20 protein-coding genes and 1 riboswitch are annotated in these 19,353 nt (G+C 71.9%); of the genes, 9 read left to right on the forward strand and 11 right to left on the reverse strand.

The window, feature by feature from the left end:
• The first annotated feature begins 330 nt into the window (after nt 1-330).
• Nucleotides 331-1,056, forward strand: a complete 726-nt coding sequence (locus tag OHB00_RS09240) for a lysophospholipid acyltransferase family protein (RefSeq protein WP_406433114.1) — start codon at nt 331-333, stop codon at nt 1,054-1,056.
• A gap of 79 nt (nt 1,057-1,135) precedes the next feature.
• On the opposite strand, the gene OHB00_RS09245 is transcribed toward OHB00_RS09240, so the two are convergent.
• The 8 genes from OHB00_RS09245 to OHB00_RS09280 all read right to left on the reverse strand — a co-directional run bounded on the left by OHB00_RS09245 (nt 1,136) and on the right by OHB00_RS09280 (nt 8,397).
• Entirely contained in the window at nt 1,136-2,740 is a 1,605-nt protein-coding gene (locus tag OHB00_RS09245; protein WP_406433116.1) for an alpha/beta hydrolase, read from the reverse strand.
• Nucleotides 2,741-2,879: 139 nt separating this feature from the next.
• Nucleotides 2,880-3,641, reverse strand: coding sequence for an urease accessory protein UreD (locus OHB00_RS09250; RefSeq protein WP_406433118.1), 762 nt, complete (start codon nt 3,639-3,641; stop codon nt 2,880-2,882).
• Entirely contained in the window at nt 3,638-4,318 is a 681-nt protein-coding gene (gene ureG / locus OHB00_RS09255) for an urease accessory protein UreG (RefSeq protein ID WP_406433120.1), read from the reverse strand. Before ureG ends, OHB00_RS09250 begins: the two co-directional genes overlap by 4 nt.
• Before the next feature lie 301 nt (nt 4,319-4,619).
• Nucleotides 4,620-5,297: an urease accessory protein UreF gene (locus OHB00_RS09260; RefSeq protein ID WP_406433122.1), complete on the reverse strand. Its 678-nt coding sequence runs from the start codon at nt 5,295-5,297 to the stop codon at nt 4,620-4,622.
• 16 nt (nt 5,298-5,313) lie between these two features.
• The gene (locus OHB00_RS09265; protein ID WP_406433124.1) at nt 5,314-7,035 is read right to left on the reverse strand and encodes an urease subunit alpha; all 1,722 of its coding nucleotides are present in this window, start codon (nt 7,033-7,035) and stop codon (nt 5,314-5,316) included.
• Nucleotides 7,028-7,339, reverse strand: a complete 312-nt coding sequence (locus tag OHB00_RS09270; RefSeq protein ID WP_406433126.1) for an urease subunit beta — start codon at nt 7,337-7,339, stop codon at nt 7,028-7,030. The genes OHB00_RS09265 and OHB00_RS09270 overlap by 8 nt, the downstream gene beginning before the upstream one ends.
• 11 nt (nt 7,340-7,350) lie before the next feature.
• The gene (locus tag OHB00_RS09275) at nt 7,351-7,653 is read right to left on the reverse strand and encodes an urease subunit gamma (protein ID WP_037672587.1); all 303 of its coding nucleotides are present in this window, start codon (nt 7,651-7,653) and stop codon (nt 7,351-7,353) included.
• 456 nt (nt 7,654-8,109) lie between these two features.
• Nucleotides 8,110-8,397: a type II toxin-antitoxin system Phd/YefM family antitoxin gene (locus tag OHB00_RS09280; protein WP_406433128.1), complete on the reverse strand. Its 288-nt coding sequence runs from the start codon at nt 8,395-8,397 to the stop codon at nt 8,110-8,112.
• A 142-nt stretch (nt 8,398-8,539) separates the two neighbouring features.
• Here OHB00_RS09280 and OHB00_RS09285 point away from each other — a divergent pair, with 142 nt between their 5' ends.
• From OHB00_RS09285 to OHB00_RS09295, 3 genes are all read left to right on the forward strand, one after another.
• A complete protein-coding gene (locus OHB00_RS09285; RefSeq protein WP_406433130.1) occupies nt 8,540-9,175 on the forward strand; it encodes an ATP-dependent Clp protease proteolytic subunit in 636 nt (211 codons plus the stop codon).
• Nucleotides 9,176-9,182: 7 nt separating this feature from the next.
• On the forward strand, nt 9,183-9,491 hold the full coding sequence (locus OHB00_RS09290; protein WP_046730013.1) for a hypothetical protein: 309 nt from the start codon (nt 9,183-9,185) through the stop codon (nt 9,489-9,491).
• A gap of 361 nt (nt 9,492-9,852) precedes the next feature.
• A riboswitch (cyclic di-AMP (ydaO/yuaA leader) is annotated at nt 9,853-10,037 on the forward strand.
• A 3-nt stretch (nt 10,038-10,040) separates the two neighbouring features.
• Nucleotides 10,041-10,514, forward strand: coding sequence for a C40 family peptidase (locus OHB00_RS09295; protein ID WP_406433132.1), 474 nt, complete (start codon nt 10,041-10,043; stop codon nt 10,512-10,514).
• Between the two features lie 41 nt (nt 10,515-10,555).
• Here OHB00_RS09295 and OHB00_RS09300 read toward each other — a convergent pair whose 3' ends face one another.
• Complete coding sequence (locus tag OHB00_RS09300; protein WP_406445689.1) at nt 10,556-11,014, reverse strand: ATP-binding protein; 459 nt, start codon at nt 11,012-11,014, stop codon at nt 10,556-10,558.
• Between the two features lie 212 nt (nt 11,015-11,226).
• Between OHB00_RS09300 and OHB00_RS09305 the strand changes: the two genes are divergently transcribed.
• Nucleotides 11,227-12,087, forward strand: a complete 861-nt coding sequence (locus OHB00_RS09305; RefSeq protein WP_406433134.1) for a helix-turn-helix domain-containing protein — start codon at nt 11,227-11,229, stop codon at nt 12,085-12,087.
• 9 nt (nt 12,088-12,096) lie between these two features.
• Nucleotides 12,097-12,324, forward strand: a complete 228-nt coding sequence (locus tag OHB00_RS09310; protein ID WP_406433136.1) for a DUF397 domain-containing protein — start codon at nt 12,097-12,099, stop codon at nt 12,322-12,324.
• Between the two features lie 119 nt (nt 12,325-12,443).
• Here OHB00_RS09310 and OHB00_RS09315 read toward each other — a convergent pair whose 3' ends face one another.
• Nucleotides 12,444-13,571: an 8-amino-7-oxononanoate synthase gene (locus tag OHB00_RS09315; protein ID WP_406433138.1), complete on the reverse strand. Its 1,128-nt coding sequence runs from the start codon at nt 13,569-13,571 to the stop codon at nt 12,444-12,446.
• Nucleotides 13,572-13,717: 146 nt separating this feature from the next.
• Between OHB00_RS09315 and bioB the strand changes: the two genes are divergently transcribed.
• The 3 genes from bioB to bioD are packed head-to-tail and all read left to right on the forward strand — an operon-like array spanning nt 13,718 to nt 16,939.
• Nucleotides 13,718-14,941, forward strand: a complete 1,224-nt coding sequence (bioB, locus tag OHB00_RS09320; protein WP_406433140.1) for a biotin synthase BioB — start codon at nt 13,718-13,720, stop codon at nt 14,939-14,941.
• Nucleotides 14,934-16,220, forward strand: a complete 1,287-nt coding sequence (locus OHB00_RS09325; protein ID WP_406433142.1) for an adenosylmethionine--8-amino-7-oxononanoate transaminase — start codon at nt 14,934-14,936, stop codon at nt 16,218-16,220. The genes bioB and OHB00_RS09325 overlap by 8 nt, the downstream gene beginning before the upstream one ends.
• Before the next feature lie 2 nt (nt 16,221-16,222).
• Entirely contained in the window at nt 16,223-16,939 is a 717-nt protein-coding gene (gene bioD / locus OHB00_RS09330) for a dethiobiotin synthase (RefSeq protein WP_406445691.1), read from the forward strand.
• 131 nt (nt 16,940-17,070) lie between these two features.
• On the opposite strand, the gene OHB00_RS09335 is transcribed toward bioD, so the two are convergent.
• Entirely contained in the window at nt 17,071-19,242 is a 2,172-nt protein-coding gene (locus tag OHB00_RS09335) for a LuxR C-terminal-related transcriptional regulator (protein WP_406445693.1), read from the reverse strand.
• Nucleotides 19,243-19,353 lie beyond the last annotated feature (111 nt).

The raw sequence follows: 19,353 nt of genomic DNA on the forward strand, positions 1-19,353 counted from the left end.
GTCCCGCAAGTGGATGCGGCGGTGCCCTGCTGTGAGCAGATGGGGACCCCTCCTCGTCCCCTCGCACTCCTCGGCCCGCGACCGCACCGAGGCCACGGCTCGCGGGTTGTGCGACGACTCGGTGTCCCGCGTGGTGAAATCCGACGAGACGATGTTCGATCCGCCGTCGTGGTCGATGCGATGCCGGCGGGCGTACTCGAAGGCGCGACGGACTCGTTCGTCGGCTTCGGGTCAAAGACGGCAGGTGCGCATCGCCCCGGGCCCGGCATTGTTGATCTGGCCTGGGGAAACACCAGTTCCAGCGGGAGCTGGCAAAGTGAGGAGAGAGCCGTGTTCTACTACCTGCTCAAGTACGTACTGCTGGGGCCGCTGCTGAGAGTGGTGTTCCGGCCGCGGATCGAGGGGCTGGAACATGTGCCGCCGTCGGGACCGGCCATCGTCGCCGGCAACCACCTCTCCTTCTCCGACCACTTCCTGATGCCGGCCGTCCTCAAGCGACGCATCACCTTCCTCGCCAAGGCCGAGTACTTCACGGGCCCGGGGGTGAGGGGCCGGCTGACCGCCTTCTTCTTCCGCAGCGCCGGGCAGATCCCGGTGGACCGCTCCGGCAAGGAGGCGGGCCAGGCCGCGATCCGGGAGGGGCTCGGGGTGCTGCGCAAGGGCGAGTTGCTCGGTATCTACCCGGAGGGCACGCGCTCGCACGACGGACGTCTGTACAAGGGCAAGGTCGGGGTCGCCGTGATGGCGCTGCGGGCCGGTGTCCCGGTGATCCCCTGCGCGATGATCGGCACGTTCGAGGCGCAGCCGCCCGGCAAGGTCGTCCCGAACATCCACCCCGTCATGATCCGTTTCGGCAGGCCCCTCGAATTCTCCCGCTACGCGGGGATGGAGGACGAGAAGGCCGTCCTGCGCGCCATCACCGACGAGATCATGTACGCCATCCTGACCCTGTCCGGGCAGGAGTACGTCGACGAGTACGCGGCCGTCGTCAAGGCCGAGCAGGCGGCGGCCAAGGGCGAGAAGGAGCGCAAGTTCCCGCGTGCACCGCTGAGTTGACGCCGCAGAGGGTCGAGGTCGTACGAGCGAGGGGCGGCGGGACGCAATCCCGCCGCCCCTCGTCGTCGCGCGGGAGCGGTTACGGCTGCGGGGTGGCGTGCGGGCCGCAGGTGACGTCCGCGCCGTCCAGTCCACCGGTGAGCAGGTAGGTGTCGACGCGGTTGTTGATGCACGGGTTGACCAGGCCGGTCACGCCGTGCGAGCCGGCGCCCTGCTCGGTGATGAGACGGGAGCCCTCGAAGCGCTTGTGCATTTCGACGGCGCCTGGGTACGGGGTGGCGGCGTCACGGGTGGACTGCACGATCAGCACCGGCGGCAACCCCTTGTGGGTCCTGACCTCCACCGGGGTCTGCTGCTTGACCGGCCAGGTGGCGCAGGGCAGGTTCATCCATGCGTTGGCCCAGGTCATGAAGGGGTACTGCGTGTTGAGCTCGGTGTTGTCGCGGTCCCACTTCCGCCAGCTGGTGGGCCACTTGGCGTCGGTGCACTCGACGGCGGTGTAGACGGCGTTGCCGTTCTCCGAGGTGATGTTGCCGGCGGTGTCGGTGAGGTCCGGGGCGGCCGCGTCGACCAGGGCCTGGGTGTCACCGGCGAAGTACTTGCTGAACACCGTGGCGACGGGGACCCACGAGGAGTCGTAGTACGGCGCGCTCTGGAAGAACCCGATCAGCTCGGCCGGTCCGACGACCCCGCCGATCGGGTTCGCCTTGGCGGTGGCGCGCAGCTGGAGCCACTTGGCCTGGACGGCGTCCCGCGTGGTCCCCAGGTGGAAGGCGGAGTCGTGCGCGGCGACCCAGTCCTCCCAGTCCTTCCATCGGCCCTCGAACGCGACGTCCTGGTCCAGGTTGGCCTGGTACCAGATGTTCTTCCGCGACGGGTTGACGACACTGTCGACGATCATCCGGCGCACATGCCCCGGGAACAGCGTCCCGTACACCGCGCCGAGGTAGGTGCCGTAGGAGACACCGAGGTAGTTGAGCTTCTTCTCGCCGAGCGCGGCCCGGATGACGTCCAGGTCGCGGGCGGTGTTCGCGGTGGTCATCTGCTGGAGCACGGCACGGCCGGTGCGCTCGGCGCAGCCGTCCGCGTACTGCCTGGCAAGCTTGCGCTGCGCGGTCTTGTCGGCCTCGGTGTCCGGCACCGGGTCGGCCTTCGGGGCCTTCACGAACTCCTGCGGGTCCTCGCAGGAGATGGGCGCGGAGTGGCCGACACCGCGCGGGTCGAAGCCCACGAAGTCGTACGCCTTCGAGGCGTTGACCCACAGGGGGTTCTTGGTGGTGACCCGGAGCGGGAAGCGCATCCCCGAGGCGCCGGGGCCGCCGGGGTTGTAGACGAGCGCGCCCTGGCGTTCCGCCTGCGTCCCCGTGCTGCCTATTCGGTCGACGGCGAGCCTGATCTGCTTGCCGTAGGGCTTCGTGTAGTCGAGCGGCACGCTGACCCGACCGCACTGGACGGGCTTGGTCAGCGCCCAGTCGGTGGGGCAGTCGGCCCAGTCGATCCCGGCCTTGGCGGCCCGTGCGGCCGCGATCGCCGCGCCCTGCTGCGCACGGTCCTGCCCGCCGTGCCGGGCCTCGGCACCGGCTGCCGGTGCCGCGAGCGCACCGGTGATCAGGCCGGCCGTGACGAGCACTCCGGCCGAACCGAGCGCCAGCACCCGGCTCCCCGATCTGACGTTGTCCCTCAAGTGGGCCCCTCCCCCTACATGGTGACGAATGGTCAGGGGAGATCCTTCCGGCTGTGAGCCTGCTGAGAACAGGGCCCGACCGCCGTCTTTACCAATCCGATAACCGGACGTTCGCATCCCGCTCGTCCCGCTGAGCGGATCATCCCCCCAACTGACCCAACGCCTCGTCCAGCGTCCGCCGCAGCCGCAGCGCATCGCCCGCCACCGCGCTCACCAACACCGCGGGCCCGGCGAGCGGAGTGAGCGCGGCGCACTCCCCCAGCATCCGCGCCGCCATCGGGTGCACCGCGAACTCCGGTCGCACGACGACGAGTTGCCCCACAGCGCGATGTCCCGCGAGCACGGCGGGCCCGTCCCAGCCGCCGGGCGCCCCGGGCCCGCAGACCAGCTCCTGGTCCAGCACGGTCTTCCCGGCCACACGCACGGTGAGCCGACTGCTGAGCCGCCCGGGCTCCTCCCCCACCCGCCCGAGCACCTGCTCCTCCCGCAGCACGAGCCGACCGGCCGCCCCGACATCGACGCGGGTGCGGACGCGCAGATCACTCCCGTTGGCGGAGATCAACTGCTCTGGCAGCCACCGCAGTTCACCCTCGTCTGCGACGTCGAGCCGAACGTCGTACCGCGCCTCCTCCTTCCCCTGCCCCGGCAGGGCGATGGTCGCGGCAGCCGACCCGACCGACAGCCGGGCCCCTGCCTCGACGCGCGCCTCGATCCCGAACAGGTCCCCACCGAGCGGCCCGCTCATCGCCCCGACGACCATCACCCGGGCCTCGGCACCGCTCCCCCGGGTCCGCCGCAGCGCGAGCGGCCCCTCCCCCTCCAGCACCGGAAGCGAGGTACCGCCCCGCCGGTCGTCCCGAGCGACGATCCGGGCGACGGCGCGTACCCCCGTCCCCGTCATACGGCCCACGCCGCGAGCCGCTCCCGCACCCACGCGGCCACGTCCGCGACACCGGACTCGGCTCGCAACGACTGGAAGACGACGGGCAGTTCGGCCCGCTGTGCCTTGGCGTCGGCGGCCATCCGCGCCAGGTCCGAACCGACGTAGGGCGCCAGGTCCGTCTTGTTGACGACAAGCAGGTCGGCCGTCGTGACCCCCGGCCCGCCCTTGCGCGGAATGTCGTCCCCTCCCGCCACGTCGATCACGAAGATCTGCGCGTCCACGAGCCCCTTGGAGAAGGTGGCGGTGAGATTGTCCCCACCGGACTCGACCAGGATGAGGTCCAGCGGCCCGACCGCGTCCTCCAGGTCCTCCACGGCTTCGAGATTGGCCGAGATGTCGTCCCGGATCGCGGTGTGCGGGCATGCCCCCGTCTCGACGGCGGCGATCCGCTCCGGCGGCAGCACCGCCTCCCTGAGCAGGAACTCGGCGTCCTCGCGGGTGTAGATGTCATTGGTGACGACAGCGAGGGACAACTCGTCCCGCAGAGCCCGGCACAGAGCGGCGACGGTGGCGGTCTTCCCGGACCCCACGGGCCCCCCGAGCCCGATCCGAAGAGCCCGCCGAGCCCCGTCGGGCCGACGGGCGTCGGCGCTGAGGGCGACGGGGCCGTGGTGGTGATCGTGGTCGAGATGCATGTTCCACTCCTTGTTCGCAGTCTCTGTGTCTCAGCCCGCCCAACGTCCAAGAACGAGGCGGCCCCCGGCGGCCGACCCGCACCCCCACCCTCCACCCCCTCCGACGCCTCAGGACGAAGGCCGGCCCGCACCCCCACCCTCCACGCCAACCCGCACCCCCACCTCCAGCCCGTCCGGCGTGTGAGGACGAGGCCGTTCAGGCCGATGCGGGGGTCCGGGGGCGGCAGCCCCCGGAACGGGCGGTCGAAGGGGGCCCACCCCCTGGAGGACGGGACGGGTAGGGGCGGCGGGGGCGAGAACCCTACGACGCGAACAACCGCACCGCCCACCCCGCATGCCACTCCGCCCCGATCTCCGCCAACGGCGCCGACGCCGCAGGCAACCCGTCGGCCCCCGCCCCGCCGGCCACCTCCCGCGCCGCCTCCACCGCCCGGTCGACCACCCGGTCCACCTCCGCGGCCAACCGCGCCAGCACCCCCGTGGCCTCGAACGGATCCAGACTCAGCAACCGCACCACCGCCGTGGCCGGCCCACTCACACTCTCGTACGCCGCGCAGTAGGCCGCATCCTCCGCCGACAGCCCCGCCACCCGGGCCACCACCCCCAACACCACCGGCTGATGAGCCCCCTTGGGGAACTCCCGTGCGAGGGCGTCGAGTTCCACCGCAGGCCAGGCCACCCGCCCGGCCCGCAGCAGCTGCCGCCCGAGCCTGCGCGCCGCCCCCCGCAACGCGGCCGACGGCGTCCGCGCATCGACGGCGGCGTCCAGCTCCCGTACGTCGGCGCCGAGTACCGCAGCCGCGGCGACCGCACCCGCCACCAGCCCCGCCGTGTGCAGCCGCCCCCGGCAGTACTCCTCCAGGCTCGCGGCCCCGGTGATCCGCCCGGCCTTGACGGCGGCCTCCGCGCCGCCGGAGTGCGCATGCCCTCCGGCGGGAAAGCGGCCGTCGGCCAGCACCAACAACGCCGCCCGGGACATCACTGACCACCTGCCATCAGAACAGGAAGTAACGCTGGGCCATGGGCAGTTCCGCGGCCGGTGTCGCCTCGACCAGCTCCCCGTCGATGTGCACGGCGAAGCTGTCGGGATCGACCTGGACCCGCGGGCGTGCGTCGTTCTCCCGCATGTCCGCCTTGGTCACGCCACGGGTCGACTCGATGGCGACGAACCGCTTCCCGAGCTGCAGCCGCTCCGGCAGCCCGTCCTCGATCGCCAACCGGGCGACGAAGTTGAAGGAGTTGGCGGCCGGGGCCCGCCCGATCGCCCCGTACATCGGGCGCGGCAGGATCGGCTGGGGCGTCGGGATCGACGCGTTGGCGTCGCCCATCTGCGCGTAGGCGATCTGCCCGCCCTTGAGGACGAGCTGCGGCTTGACCCCGAAGAACGCGGGCTCCCAGAGCACGAGGTCGGCGAGCTTGCCGGTCTCGACCGAGCCGATCTCCCGGGCCAGCCCCTGCGCGAGGGCCGGGTTGATCGTGTACTTGGCGACGTACCGCCGTACCCGGTGGTTGTCGGCCCGCCCGTCACCCGGCAGCGCGCCCCGCCGCCGCTTCATCACGTGCGCGGTCTGCCAGGTCCGCAGGATCACCTCGCCCACGCGTCCCATGGCCTGCGCGTCCGAGGAGATGATGGAGATCGCACCCAGGTCGTGGAGGATGTCCTCCGCCCCGATGGTCGAGGGCCGGATCCGCGACTCGGCGAAGGCCAGGTCCTCCGGCACCGCCGGGTTGAGGTGGTGGCACACCATCAGCATGTCGAGGTGTTCCTCGGCGGTGTTCACCGTGTACGGGCGGGTCGGGTTGGTCGAACTCGGCAGCACGTGCGGTTCGGAGACGACGGTCATGATGTCCGGCGCGTGCCCGCCGCCCGCGCCCTCGGTGTGGTACGCGTGGATCCCCCGCCCGCCGATCGCGGCGAGCGTGTCGGCCACGAATCCCGCTTCGTTCAGGGTGTCCGTGTGGATGGCGACCTGGATGCCCGTCCGGTCGGCGACTGTCAGGGCCGCGTCGATGACGGCCGGGGTCGATCCCCAGTCCTCGTGCAGCTTGAGTCCCAGGGCCCCGCCCCGGATCTGGGAGAGCATCGCCTCGTGCGAGACGGTGTTGCCCTTGCCGAGGAAGCCGATGTTGAGCGGGTACTGCTCCATCGCCTCCAGCATCCGGGCGAGGTGCCACGGGCCGGGGGTGACGGTGGTCGCCTTCGAACCCTCGGCAGGACCGGTGCCGCCGCCCACCAGCGTGGTGATCCCCGCCGCCAGCGCCTCGTCGGCGATCTGCGGGCAGATGAAGTGGACGTGCGCGTCGACTCCGCCCGCGGTGAGGAGGCGCCCGTTTCCGGCGATGACCTCGGTCTCGGGGCCGATCACCAGGTCGGGATGGACGCCGTCCATGGTGTCGGGGTTGCCGGCCTTGCCGATGCCGGTGATCCGGCCGTCGCGGATGCCCACGTCGGCCTTGACGACGCCCCAGTGGTCGATGATCACGGCGCCCGTGACGATCGTGTCGGGGGTGCCGTCCGCGCGGGTGGCCCGCGACTGGCCCATGGATTCGCGGATGACCTTGCCGCCGCCGAAGACCGCCTCGTCCCCGGCGAGTCCTGGGCCGCCGGAGCGGTCCTCCTCGATCTCGACGAGCAGGTCGGTGTCGGCGAGCCGGATCCGGTCGCCGGTGGTCGGTCCGAACAGGTCGGCGTACGCGGCGCGGGAGATCTCAGGCATCGAGGGCACCTCCGGTCTCGCCGCGCAGCCCGGGGACCACACGGGCGCCGGTGAGCGGGACGAGTTCGACGTCGACGGGGATGCCGGGCTCGAAGCGGACGGCGGTGCCGGCGGCGACGTTCAGCCGCTTGCCGCGCGCCGCGTCCCGGTCGAACTCGAGTCCGGGGTTGGCCTCGGCGAAGTGGTAGTGGGAGCCGACCTGGACGGGCCGGTCGGCGGCGTTGAGGACGGTCATCCGGGTGACCTCACGGCCCGCATTGAATACGACGGGCTCGTCGGCGAAGAACACCTCTCCGGGAATCATCGGCGGCCCCCTCAGACGATCGGGTCGTGGACGGTGACGAGCTTGGTGCCGTCCGGGAAGGTCGCCTCGACCTGCACGTCGTGGATCATCTCGGGGATGCCCTCCATGACGTCGTCCCTGGTGAGCAGCTTGCGCCCGGAGGCCATGAGTTCGGCGACGGTACGGCCGTCGCGGGCCCCTTCGAGGATGTGCGACGTGATGAGGGCGATGGCTTCGGGGTGGTTCAGCCGCAGCCCGCGGGCCCGGCGCTTCTCGGCGACGTCGGCCGCCACGTGGATCAGCAGCCTCTCTTGCTCGTGCGGGGTCAGTTGCACGTCCCACCTCACAGTCCTCGCTCCGGACCGTGCGGGGTCCGGTTGCCGCAGCCACCGCGACAGATTGGGCTCACGGACCCAATCCGGCCAGGAAAACCCCAGGTGGCATGGATCGGCAGGCTAGTTTGCCGGAGTTTCGGCGACGTTAACCGGACCTTGATCACCCCATGACCGGCGCATGAGCGGCACGACCGGCGCACGGAAGCGAATCCGCTCGCCGCCGACCGGTCCCACCTCACCCCGGCAGCCCCTGACACCCGAACGGCCCTCACCCGAACGCTACGGGGAGGGCCGATGGTCGTACCGACGACTGGGGGGTCAGTGGATCAGCCGGCGGCACGGATGTGACACGTGCCGCTGCGCAGTCATTCGTCCGCGGCGCCGTCGCGGCTGGTCGCGCGGTTCCTCCCCCGGCCTTCGGCCGGGGGTACCCCCAGTGCCCCTTCGGGGCGCTGTTCAGGCGCCCGTGGCCCCCCGGTGCTCCGCCGCGATGCCGAAGCGGCCGCGTTCCGGTCGTACGGGGGCGGTCTCGCGGACCGTGGAGACCGAGCTGACCACGTGGTCCACATGGTCGTCGGCGGGTTCCGAGAGCTCTTCGAGTCGTTCGAGGTCGGCGGCGGAGACGAGGGCGACCAGCGGCTTGCCATGGCGCGTCACGACGACGCGCTCACCGCCGTACACCACCCGGTTGATCAGTTCGGCGAGCTCAGCCCTGGCTTGGGTCACCGGAATCTCGTAGGCCATGGACCCAGCTTACGGGGCACCCCGGACATCACCTCTTGTTCGGTGACAGCGGAATCCCTTCTCGATGATCTGTACGTCCTGTACGTTTTCAACAGAGAGCCCGGCCACTGGGCCGTCTCAGCCGCGAGGAGGGGCACAATCCATGACCCGACCGTCCGCCCGCTACGTCCTGCCCGAGTTCACCGAACGGACGACCGCGGGGCAGCGCCCCCTGGATCCGTACTCGAAGCTGCTGGAGGAGCGGATCGTCTTCCTCGGCACGCCCGTCGACGAGATCTCGGCCAACGACGTGATGGCGCAGCTCATGTATCTGGAGCACGCGGCTCCGGAGCGGGACATCTCGCTGTACATCAACTCCCCTGGCGGGTCGTTCAGCGCGATGGCCGCGATCTACGACACGGTCCAGTACGTGAGCTGCGACGTGGAGACGATCTGCCTCGGCCGGGCCGGGGCGTCGGCGGCGGTCCTGCTCGCGGCCGGCACACCGGGCAAGCGGTCCATGCTGCCCGGCGCGCGCATCGTGCTCCAACAGCCGTCGCTGCCGGAACCGGTGCAGGGCCAGCCGAGTGATCTGTTCATCCAGGCGGAGGAGTTGGAGCGGATCCGGGCGCTGCTCGAACAGATGCTCGTCCGACACACCGGGCGCACGGCGGAGCAGGTGCGCCAGGACCTGGAGCGGGACCTGGTCCTGGACGCGCGCGAAGCGCTGGCGTACGGCCTGGTGGACCGGGTCGTGCCCAGCCGCCGCCCCTCGCTCGGCCTGCCGGACGCGGGGTGAGCCGCCGATGCTGCCGCCGGAGCTGCCGCCACTGCCCGCACTGACCCGGGCCGAGGGCGAGCTGATCGACCGTTACCTGGACGTGGTGGACCTGCTGGGCCGGATCAACCCGGCGCAGAACGAGGACACCTACCGTGGGCTGCGAGCCGCGCAGGCGCTGGTGCGCGCGGCGTCCGAGCTGCGGGACGCGCTCGCCCTGATGCATCGGCGGGGCGAGACGGAGCTCCACGGGGACACGCTGGCACGGGCGTTGCGGGTGCTCGACGGCGAGCGCCGGACCGCTCGCGTCGCACTCCCGCCCGACTGCGTACGGTGAGACCCGCCGGACTCCGGTCCGGGGCGACGACGGCGCGAGGGGGCCGGAGTCGAAACGATCCAAAGGAGTTACCGCCGTTCGGTGGAGTGTGGCGTGGTTTTACCTGACCGCGAGGGCCGCTCGGACCGCCTGTTCGGGAGTGCCCGCGAGAGGCTTCCGCGCAGGTCCGGGGCTACGCAGGAGAGTTGACGAAGAATCGAACACAGGGCTGTCCACCCGAACGGGTGGGTGGTGAGTAACCCCACAAACCCCCGATTCCGTTGGGATTTTCGGACACGCGTGAGTGAAGATCCCTGTCTGACGACAAGCCCCCGCCACAGCGGCGGGGCGGTCCGGGCGGACGCCGAGTCCTGCCGCCGCCCGGATTGACCCGTCGACAGAAGTGCATCGGCAGGAGTGGAGGACCCGAGCAAGCCGGGTCGCCGGCACGGTCACGCCATGACCGGGCCGAGCAGCCCTTGGGGTGAAGCCGTGGCAACACGGCCGGGCAACTTCGCCAGCCCGAATCCGACAGGTCATCCTTCACAGGCGGCTGACGAAGGGTTGCGCATGACTGCGCTCAATCGTGTTCCGTCGCTCATGGCCCGGGCCGGTACGGCCTCGGCGCTGACCATCGCCGCCGTGGGTGGCTCGATCGTGATTCCGGGTGTCGCCTCCGACGCCTCGGCCGCCACGATGGCCACGAAGGCACTTCAGGTCGCCGCCTCGAAGAAGGGCGCGCCCTACCGGTGGGGAGCCACCGGGCCGAATCGGTTCGACTGCTCCGGGCTCACGCTGTACTCGTTCAAGAAGGCGGGCAAGACCCTGCCTCGTACGGCGGCCCAGCAGTACAACAAGACCCGTCACATCTCGGCCGGCAACCGCAAGGCCGGGGACCTGGTCTTCTTCCACTCGGGTTCCAGCGTGTACCACGTCGGCATCTACGCCGGGAAGGGAAAGATCTGGCACGCCCCGAAGACGGGGGACGTGGTGAGGCTCCAGAAGATCTGGACCCGCAGCGTCTGGTACGGCCGGGTCAGCTGACCCACCCCAGCGGCGGCCGGCAGGCAGGCAGGAGCTCAGGGCTACGGCTCCTGCTGGCCGGCCGCCGTGACGGTGCCGGCCGGGACCACCCAGGGGAGTTCGATGGAGACGGTCTTGCCGCCCTCCCGGGTGGGGCGCACCCGGAGCTTGCCGCCGCACTCGGCGGTCAGCCAGCGGATGATGACCATGCCGCGGCCGTTGTCCTGCTGGACCGCGGCGGGAAGTCTCTTGGGGAAGCGCGGATGACTGTCCGTGACGCCGATGCGCAGCTGTTCGTCGCGGTCGAGGACGAGGGCCACCGTGAAGGTGGGTGACTGCCCGAGGGTGTGCTGCACGGCGTTGGTGGCGAGTTCGGAGACGATGAGGCGGATGGTGTCCGCGGTCTCCGTCTCGGGTGGCAGTCCCCACTCCGCGAGGGTGTCCAGCACGTAGGAGCGGGCGGTGGAGACCGAGGCGGGATCGCTCGGCAGGGTGACGGATGCTTCCAGGTGGTCTGCCATGGCGACGTCGTCCCTTTCCTCGGGACCGGAGTCCGACACGGTGCGGATGGTTCGAGTACGGTCCCGGACTGGTGCTTCTCCGTCAGACTGCCATTACCGGGCCGGTCACGGGGAGCGATCCACCAAGATATGCATATATCTGTCGCTCGAAGCGGTGAACTCTGCTACCTCAGACCGTATTTGGGCGGCTCGGTAGGAGTAAGGAGTAGCCCATGCAGAACGGTCCCGCGGTACGCCGCCGGAAACTGGGCGCCGAACTGCGCACACTGCGCACCGGCGCCGGCCTCACGAGCGGTGAGGCCGCCCGTCTGGTGGGCTGGCATCAGTCGAAAGTGAGCCGGATCGAGACCGGCGCCAGCGGTGTGAAACCGGCCGATGTGCGGTTACTTCTGGACGCCTACGGTGTGGTCGAGGGGCAACTGCGCGAGTTGCTCCTGGTGTTGGCGGGGTCGGAGGACACTGCCGGACGCCACCACTGGTGGCACGCCTATCGCGGGGTACTGCCGCCCGCCTACCGGGATTTCATCAGCCTGGAGTCACAGGCCGGCGCCATGCGGACCCTGGAGACCCTGGTCGTGCCGGGGCTGCTGCAGACCCCTGAGTACGCGCGTGCGGTGACCCGGGCGGCCGTGGACGGGCGCGACGACGAGGCCCTGGACACCCTGGTGGAGGTGCGTCTGGCCAGGCAGGACGTGCTGCACAATGATCCGCCGCTGGAGCTGAACGCGGTCCTGGACGAGGCGGTGCTGCGCCGGGAGGTGGGCGGTCCCGGCGTGATGGCACGGCAGCTGGCGCGGCTGGTGGAGGCGGCCCGGCTGCCCCAAGTACGGCTCCAGGTACTGCCGTTCGCGGCCGGGGCGCATATCGGCATCACCGGGCCTTTCGTAATCTTCTCATTTCCGAGCACTTCTGATCTGGACGTGGTTGTTATCGACCAGTTGACGAGTAGCCTCTACCTGGAGCGGAAAGAAGACCTCCAGGCATACACGGAGGCCTTCAACACGCTCCGGATCCACGCCCTTTCGCCCGAGGACTCGTTGGATTACATCGCCGCAATAGCTGACGGCGCGTAAGGAGGCACCATGACTGCACTGCCTCGGAACGTACCTTCAAGTGCTGATCTGCACGGACTGCCGTGGCTGCGCAGCAGCTACAGCACCGGAGCGAACAACTGCGTGGAGACGGCACGGCCGCGCTCCGGCCCGTCGGCCGGACTGCTCGCCGTGCGCGACTCCAAGGCTCCGGCGGGACCCGCGCTGCTCTTCTCCCCCGAGAGCTGGGCGGGTTTCATGGCCGCGTTCACCGACTGATCAGCCCCAGAAGAGTCTGATCAGGGACGACCGAAGCTGACCGGACTCCCACCCGATCCATCTCCTTGTCCCCTACTCGCCATCCGCTCGCGAGCCAGGCCCGGCCGTGTCACGCCGACTCATGGTCGTGTCTCGCCGATCACACGTACAGCGCGTTCGATCTCGGCCCCGGAGAGGTCGGCACGGGCGGTCAGCCTGAGCCGTGAGATGCCGTCCGGCACCGACGGCGGACGGAAACAGCCCACGGTCAGCCCTGCCGTCCGGCAGTCGGCCGCCCACTGCACGGCCTGCTCCGGGGACGGGGCCCGCACGGAGACCACCGCGGCGTCCGGCCGTACCGCTTCCAGACCCGCGGCGGTCAGCCGTGCGTGCAGTTCCGCGGCCACCTCACGGGCCCGTGCCGCACGCCCGGGCTCACGCCGCAGCAGCCGCAGGGCCGCCAGCGCGGCGCCCGCCGCCGCGGGGGCCAGACCGGTGTCGAAGATGAAGGTCCGGGCCGCGTTCACCAGATGGTCGATCACCCGGGCCGGTCCCAGCACGACCCCGCCCTGGCTGCCCAGCGACTTCGACAGGGTCGCCGTGACCACCACGTCGTCGGCGCCGGCGAGCCCGGCCGCGTACGGCGCGCCCCGCCCGCCGTCCCCGAGGACCCCGAGCCCGTGGGCGTCGTCGACCAGCAGCCCGGCACCGCGCTCCCGGCACGCCTCGGCGAGGGCGGCCAGCGGCGCCGCGTCCCCGTCGACCGAGAACACCGTGTCGGAGACGACCACCGCGGGCCCGTCGTGAGTGCCGAGCGCCTTGTGCACGGCGTCCGGGTCGGCGTGCCCGACGACCTGGGTCGTGCCCCGCGCCAGCCGGCAGCCGTCGATCAGGGAGGCGTGGTTGAGGGCGTCGGAGACGATCAGGGAGCCGTGCGGGCCGAGCGTGGTGACGGCGGCGAGGTTGGCCGCGTAACCGGAGGAGAAGACCAGGGCGGCCTCGAACCCGCAGAATCCGGCCAGCTCGCGCTCCAGCTCGGTGTGGAGCTCGGTCGTACCGGTCACCAGCCGGGAGCCGGTGGAGCCGCCGCCCCAGGTCCGGGCCGCCTCGGCGGCGCCCCCGGCGACCTCCGGATGGTGGGCGAGGCCCAGGTAGTCGTTGCTCGCCAGGTCCAGCAGGGGCGAGTCGGCGGGGCGGGGGCGCAGGGTCCGTACGAGTCCGGCGCGGCGGCGCTGCTCCGCCTGTTCGTCGATCCAGCCGAACGCCATGGCCCCTCCGTGAATTTGTAGGCAGTGGACAGACCCTAGCGGGATCACCAGGCGCCCACTGTGTGGCAATACCCACACGTCGAACTGACAGGGTTGTGCAAACTCTCCTTGGCCCGGAGCAGCCTCGTAGTACAGGATCGGCTCTCATGGACCTGCTGAACACGCTGGTGGACAAGGGGCTTCGGCGCGAGCTGCCGACCCGCGAGGAAGCGCTCGCCGTACTGGCGACCTCCGACGACGACGTGCTCGACGTGGTGGCCGCGGCCGGCAAGGTGCGCCGGCAGTGGTTCGGCCGGCGCGTGAAACTCAACTACCTGGTCAACCTCAAGTCGGGCCTGTGCCCGGAGGACTGCTCCTACTGCTCGCAGCGGCTGGGCTCCACGACCGGGATCCTGAAGTACACCTGGCTGAAACCCGACGAGGCCTCGAAGGCGGCCGCCGCGGGCCTGGCCGGGGGCGCCAAGCGGGTCTGCCTGGTGGCCAGCGGACGCGGTCCGACCGACCGGGACGTGGACCGGGTCGCGGGCACCATCAAGGCCATCAAGGAGCAGAACGAGGGCGTCGAGGTGTGCGCCTGCCTCGGTCTGCTCTCCGACGGCCAGGCGGAGCGGCTGCGCGAGGCGGGTGCGGACGCCTACAACCACAACCTCAACACGTCCGAGGGGACGTACGGGGACATCACGACCACGCACACGTACGCCGACCGGGTGGACACGGTGAACAAGGCGCACGCGGCGGGGCTGTCGGCCTGCTCGGGTCTGATCGCCGGCATGGGCGAGAGCGACGAGGACCTGGTCGACGTGGTCTTCTCGCTGCGCGAGCTGGACCCGGACTCCGTTCCGGTGAACTTCCTGATCCCGGTCGAGGGCACCCCGCTGGCCAAGGAGTGGAACCTCACCCCGCAGCGCTGCCTGCGCATCCTGGCGATGGTGCGGTTCGTCTGCCCCGACGTGGAGGTCCGCATCGCGGGCGGCCGCGAGGTCCATCTGCGCACCATGCAGCCGCTCGCGCTGCACCTGGCCAACTCGATCTTCCTCGGCGACTACCTGACCACCGAGGGCCAGGCCGGCCAGGCCGACCTGGAGATGATCGCGGACGCCGGATTCGTGGTGGAGGGTTCGGACGAGGTGACGCTGCCGCAGCACCGGGCCGAGGCCCAGGGCGGCGGCTGCGGGTCGCACGCCGCCGAGGGCCCGGGCTGCGGGTCGCACGCGGCCGAGGGGGCCGGATGCGGGTCGCACGCCGAGGCCGGGTGCGGGTCGGTGTGCGGCTCCCACGAGACCGTGACCGTCCCCGCCAACGAGCCGCGCACCGACCTGGTCGCCGTCCGCCGCCGGGGTGCCGGAACGGATCTCGCGCCCAATGCCTGACCCTGGCCTGACCGTCCCCGAGCTGCTGGACCTCGACCGCCGGCACGTCTGGCATCCGTACGGCCCGATGCCCGGCCGGGCCGAACCGCTCGTCGTGGAGTCGGCGAGCGGGGTCCGGCTGCGGCTCGCGGACGGCTCGGGCGAGTTGGTCGACGGCATGTCGTCGTGGTGGTCGGCGATCCACGGCTACAACCACCCGGTGCTCAACGAGGCCGCGCGCGACCAGCTCGGCCGGATGAGCCATGTGATGTTCGGCGGCCTCACCCACGAGCCCGCCGTCCGCCTGGCGAAGCTCCTGGTCGACATCTCGCCCGCCGGTCTGGAGCATGTCTTCCTCGCCGACTCGGGGTCCGTGTCGGTCGAGGTCGCGGTGAAGATGTGCCTGCAGTACTGGCGCTCCCTCGGCCGACCCGCGAAGCAGCGGCTGCTGACCTGGCGCGGCGGCTACCACGGCGACACCTGGCAGCCGATGTCCGTCTGCGACCCCGAGGGCGGGATGCACGAGCTCTGGTCCGGCGTGCTGCCCCGCCAGGTGTTCGCCGACGCGCCGCCGGCGGAGTACGACGAGTCGTACGCCGGGCATCTGAGGTCGGTGATCGAGCGGCACGCGCACGAGCTGGCCGCGGTGATCGTGGAACCGGTGGTGCAGGGCGCCGGCGGGATGCGGTTCCACTCCCCCGCCTACCTGCGGGTGCTGCGCGAGGCGTGCGACGCGCACGACGTGCTGCTGGTGTTCGACGAGATCGCCACCGGCTTCGGGCGCACCGGCGCGCTGTTCGCGGCGGACCACGCGGCGGTCACCCCGGACGTGATGTGCGTGGGCAAGGCGCTCACCGGCGGGTATCTGACGATGGCGGCGACGCTGTGCACGTCCCGGGTGGCCGAGGGCATCTCGCGGGGCGAGGTGCCGGTGCTGGCCCACGGCCCCACGTTCATGGGCAATCCGCTCGCCGCCTCCGTGGCCTGCGCCTCGCTCGGGCTGCTGCTGGGCCAGGACTGGCTCGCGGAGGTCAAGCGGATCGAGGCGGGCCTGCGGGAGGGCCTGGCACCCGCCCGGGAGGTTCCCGGGGTGCAGGATGTCCGGGTCCTTGGCGCCATCGGGGTGATCCAGCTCGACCACGAGGTCGACATGAGAGCCGCCACGGCCGCTGCGGTGCGCGAGGGCGTGTGGCTGCGGCCGTTCCGCGACCTGGTCTACACGATGCCGCCGTACGTCACGGGTGACGCGGACGTGGCACGGATCGCGCGCGCGGTGTGCGCCGCCGCGCGGGAGGGATGAGCATGCCGATCCTGGTGATCACGGGTACGGGCACGGAGGTCGGCAAGACGGTCACCACGGCCGCGGTCGCCGCCGCCGCGCTCGCGGCGGGCCGCTCGGTGGCGGTCCTGAAGGCCGCGCAGACAGGGGTACGACCGGACGAGCGCGGGGACGCCGACGAGGTCGCGCGGCTCGCCGGTGCCGTGACGGCGTCGGAAGTGGCCCGTTTCCCCGAGCCGTTGGCGCCGGGCACGGCGGCCCGCAGGGCGGGGCTGGCTCCCGTGCGTCCGCATGAGGTGGCGGAGGCCGCCGCCAAGCTGGCGACCGAGCACGAGCTGGTGCTGGTCGAAGGTGCGGGCGGCCTGCTCGTCCGGTTCGACGCGGCGGGCGGCACGCTGGCGGACGCGGCCCGGCTGCTGAACGCGCCGGTGCTGGTGGTGGCGTCGGCCGGCCTGGGCACGCTGAACACCACGGAACTGACGGCCCGTGAACTTCGGTTGCGCGAACTGGAGTTGCTGGGTGTGGTGATCGGCAGCTGGCCGGACTCCCCCGATCTGGCCTCGCGTTGCAATGTCGCCGACCTTCCGGAGGTGGCCGGGGCGCCCCTGCTGGGCGCGCTGCCCGCCGGGGCCGGAGCTCTCCCCCCTGCCGAGTTCCGTTCGGCTGCGCCGAAGTGGCTGTCGGCCCGGCTGGACGGCGCCTGGGACGCGGAGGCGTTCCGGATGCGGGTAGCGCCCTAGCCGTCGGTCGGGTGCGGCGCCATCGTGGCTGGTCGCGCAGTTCCCCACGCCCCCGAAGAGGCGCGGGGAACTGCGCGATCGGCCTCCACCCAGCCGCACCCGACGACGCGCCCCCCGGACCCGGGCGCTCCCTACGGCGACTCGCCGAGCAGCCGTACCAGTTCGATCCGCGACCGGATCCCCAACCGGGCGAAGACCCCCCGCAGATGGTGGTCGATGGTGCGGGGGCTGAGGTTGAGCCGGTCGCCGATCTCGCGGTTGGTGGCGCCCTCGGCGGCCATCCGGGCGACCATCAGCTGCTGGGCGGTGAGCACGGCGGCCGGGTCGGTCCCGGCGTGCGGGGTCAACGAGGTGCCCAGGGCACGGAGTTCGGCGCGGGCCTGGGCGGCGCAGTGCGGGGCGCCGAAGGACTCGAAGGCCTCCAGGGCGCTGTGCAGCCGGTCCCGGGCCTCGGTGCGCTGCCGCAACCGGCGCAGCGCGCCGCCGAACAGCAGCTCGGTGCGGGCGCGTTCGAAGTCCCGGGTGCCCCGGGCATGCAGGTCCAGCGCCTCGCGGTAGTGCGGGACCGCCTCGGCGCCGGGGGCGAGCAGGGCCCGGCAGCGGGCGCTGAGGGCGAGGTCGTCGGGGCTGCGGACGGCGGTGGCCCAACGGTGGTAGTCGGCGTGCGCGGCGCGGGCGACCCGGGTGTCGCCGGTGCGGACGGCGGCCTCCACGTAGTGCGGGGTGGCCAGGTGCCGGATGGCCCGGTGACCGTGTCCGGGACCGAAGCCGGCGAGGGCGCGCAGCCGTGCGGCCGCCGCCGGGAAGCGGCCGCCCGCCAGGTCGAGGAAGGCGAGCGCCCACTGCGCGAGGGCGGCGGGCAGCCCCAGCCCGTGGGCCAGCGCGTGCGAGCGGGCCGCTGCCGCGCGCTCCCGGCAGGCCGCCTCGTCACCGGTGACGGCGGCGAACATGGCGAGCGCGGCCTGGAGGTGGCAGGCCCCGTTGTCCTGCCCGGTGGCGTGCGCCTGGCGCAGGGCCTCCTGTGCGGCGGCCTCGGCGGCCCGGGGGCGGCCGGTCCAGAAGTCGGCGTAGGCACGGAACTCCATGGCCTGCGCTTCCGTCCCGGGGATGCCGCGTGCCCGGGCGGAGGCGGCCGCCCCGAGGGTGGCGGTGACGGTCCGGGTGTGGTCGCCGAGCATCAGCGCGGCGATGCCGGAGTGGATCAGGGCACGCGGGTCGCCGCCGGGCCCGCAGCGGCCCGCGGTGCCCTTGAGCAGGACCCGGGCGTCGGCGTAGCGGCCTTCGACGGCGCAGGCGAGTGCGGCGAGGACGCCGGACGGCGGGAGGTCCAGCCACTGGGCGAGGACATGGGCCTCGCGGCAGCGTCTCAGGTCGCCGGTGTAGACGGCGGCCTCGGTGGCGAGGGCCAGGAGTTCGACGGCATCGGCGGAACGTTCCTGCCGAACAGCTGCGGTGAGCAGGGCGTCGAAGGCCTCGGCGGCGTTGCCGGCTCTGAGGGCGAGGACGCCGTTGAGGGCGGAGTTGTCGGTACGGGCGGCGAGCCGTCTCGCCCGGTCGGGCTCGCCGGAGTTCCAGGCGTCGGCGGCGGCCAGGGCGAGCAGCCGGGCCTCCTCGACCGGGTCGGCGCAGAGATCGGCGGCGCGTTCGGCGAGGGCGCGGGCCAGGGCGGGCCGTCCTTCGGCGCGGGCCCGGTCGGCGGCGGCGCCCAGTTCCGCGGCGAGCCGGACGCTGGGGCCGAGGGCGGCGGCGCCCCGGTGCCAGGAGCGGCGGGTCGTCTCGCCCTTGCCGCCGAGCACCCGGGCGAGCAGCTGATGGACTGCGCGCCGGTCGGCCGGTGAGGCGGTCTCGTAGGCGGCGATCCGGGTCCAGAGGTCCCGGAAGAACACTCCGCCGGCACTGGCGTGGGCGACCCCGGCCGCCTCGGCCGCCTCCAGCGGACGGGTGTCGAGCCGGCCGGCGGTGACCGCGCGCAGGAAGGCGTGGGTGGGCACCGGGTACTGGTCGGCGGCGGCGAGCTGTAGCAGCAGCCGGGTCTCGTCCGGCAGCGCGCGGATCTCCCGGCGCAGGGCATGGAGCAACGCCGGTGCCAGTTCGGCCGGTTCTACCGGCAGAGGGTCGACGCCGGCCGCCTGCCGTTCGGTGAGGCGGGGCACGAGTTCGGCCACGGCGCGCTGATCCTCGTAGGCGACTCGTGTCACCCGGGCGCGGACGCCCTCGGGGAGCGCCGAAGCCGGGCACGGCCCCGCGTCGGTCGGCTGCGGTGGCGAAGTGCGGTCGAGAGGTGGGGGATTCACCGGTATCACCACACCAAAGACGTTACTGGCGAGTTAGTTGACTCGTAAAGACTGGCGACTTCACCGATGCGGCGCGCGTAGACCCGTCCTGACACTCCTGAACAACCCCACCCGTTTCAG

The sequence above is a fragment of the Streptomyces sp. NBC_00631 genome (assembly GCF_045206895.1).
In the GTDB taxonomy this organism is placed as follows: Bacteria; Actinomycetota; Actinomycetes; order Streptomycetales; family Streptomycetaceae; genus Streptomyces.